This window comes from Sandarakinorhabdus sp. (assembly GCF_040398645.1).
Lineage (GTDB): Bacteria > Pseudomonadota > Alphaproteobacteria > Sphingomonadales > Sphingomonadaceae > Sandarakinorhabdus.
In genome coordinates this window covers 1-1,648 of the sequence record NZ_JBBATR010000040.1, presented here as the reverse complement: position 1 = coordinate 1,648, position 1,648 = coordinate 1, and the positions used below count along the sequence as shown (strand labels likewise).

Below are 1,648 nucleotides of genomic sequence, written 5' to 3'. Positions count from 1 at the left end.
CGACGGTGCGGGGGACGCTGTTTCAGTCGCTCGCGACCTGTCCCCGCTGGATGAAATCAGTTGCCTATGTCAGCCTTGCCATCGCCGTTGGTGTCGCCGCCAGTAACCACGGTCATCACGCCGGGCATCGCGCGTGACATCTTGCCCGACGATACGGCCGCCGCGTTGCGGGCCTTCTGTACGGCCGGGAGCAGCAGCCCGCCGGCCACTTCGCTCAACTGGGACTCGGTCAATTCGACAGTTCCGGCATTCGGGGTCGCGTCATTTGGCAATTCGGACATCATATTCTCCTTCAGCCAGAGCCGCCGGATGCAGCGTATCTGATCAGCCGATTATATTGGGGATAGACAGCGGCGCCAGTTGCTCGCGCCGCCTTTTCGGTGAAAGAACGTGCATGGAGTTGTTCGGGCATCTTCGGGGGTGAGTTGGTGGCGGCGAAGACGGAACAATACGCCTTTTCAGAACGCCTGACCCTGGTGATGAAAGTCCTGTCGATTTCGCGTGGCGGACTTGCTTCGGCCCTGGCCGTCGACAAGTCGCTCGTCTCGCGCTGGCTGTCAGGCGCGACCCTGCCGAGCGATCCCAACTTGGCCCGACTGACGATTTACATCGCCCGGACCATTCCCCACTTCACCATGTTGGACTGGGAAGCGGATGCTGCCCACATGGCGGCCCGCCTCGGGCTCACAGACAGCCTGGACGACATCCATGCCCCCTCCGCGCCATCGAGCCCTCGCCAAGATCAGCCCCATCCGGTCGACCTGCCGGCGTTCGCCCAGCTGCCTGCGTTCGGCACTGCCATTCACGAGACGGCAGCACGCGGCCCGCGCTATTGCGGCCTGTGGCGCGCCTGGATGCCAACCTTTGGCCGGCCCGACGCCTTCCACCTCGAACACACCGTCCTGTGGCAGGATGGCCCCTGGCTGGGCGGGGTTGCGGTCGGGGTGTCCTATCGGTGGCCGCTCGTCGGCCTCATTGCCAACGGCCAGCTTTTGCTGATCATGTCCGACACCAGTGACATGGTGTTCAGGCAGTTCAATCGCGCCGACGAGCCGATCATCGATCAGATCGACGGTCTGATGCTGGCCGCCGCTTCGCTGCCACACCAGGCGCCCACGTGCAGCCGGGTGGTGATGGCGCGCCTGCTCCCGCCGGACGCGCGTCGCGACGATATCGAAGCCGCGCTGTCCAGCCATGCCGCGGAACGGCGGATATTGACACCAGCTGAGCTGCCGCCCGGCCTGCTTGGAGGCTTGTTGCCAGATACCGGGTCGACTGCAAGCCTCAGCGGCGGTGAGCGTCTGCTGCGCGCCGACACCACGCAACGCCTTGTGAAAACCCGATGGTTCTAGGCGGCTGAGCAAAACCCGTCTGAAGGCTTGATTGCAGCCGGGCCTTGAATTTTCGACGGCTGTGGGGCCAGCGCCCCAACGTGACGGGATCATGAACAGTGAGTATTCGGCCGTGGTCGAAGCGTATACGAAGCGCGTGACCAAACAAGAGAATCGAACTGGACTTGTAACGGTTTCGTGTCGGTGACTTGAACGTAAAACACTCGCTCAAGGAGACCGGAGAGATGATGAAGCATACGGAAGAGGTGGCTCGGCTAATCTGGACAGTGGGCTAAGTGGAGTTTCTGCCTGAAGGC

Annotated in this window: 2 protein-coding genes; one reads left to right on the top strand and one right to left on the bottom strand. The window is 62.7% G+C overall.

Annotated elements, in window-relative coordinates; translation table 11 throughout:
- Positions 1–56 precede the first annotated feature (56 nt).
- Positions 57–284, bottom strand: coding sequence for a hypothetical protein (locus ABWP50_RS09645; protein ID WP_353217784.1), 228 nt, complete (start codon positions 282–284; stop codon positions 57–59).
- A gap of 96 nt (positions 285–380) precedes the next feature.
- On the opposite strand from ABWP50_RS09645, the gene ABWP50_RS09640 reads away from it, so the two are divergent.
- Positions 381–1,352 carry a hypothetical protein gene (locus ABWP50_RS09640; RefSeq protein WP_353217783.1) on the top strand — a complete coding sequence of 324 codons (972 nt, stop codon included), beginning with the start codon at positions 381–383 and terminating at the stop codon, positions 1,350–1,352.
- The last annotated feature ends 296 nt before the right edge of the window (positions 1,353–1,648 follow it).

Bases quoted from the DNA above. Each gene is read 5' to 3' on its own strand.
- ABWP50_RS09645 (WP_353217784.1), bottom strand. From the start codon at position 284: ATGATGTCCGAATTGCCAAATGACGCGACCCCGAATGCCGGAACTGTC.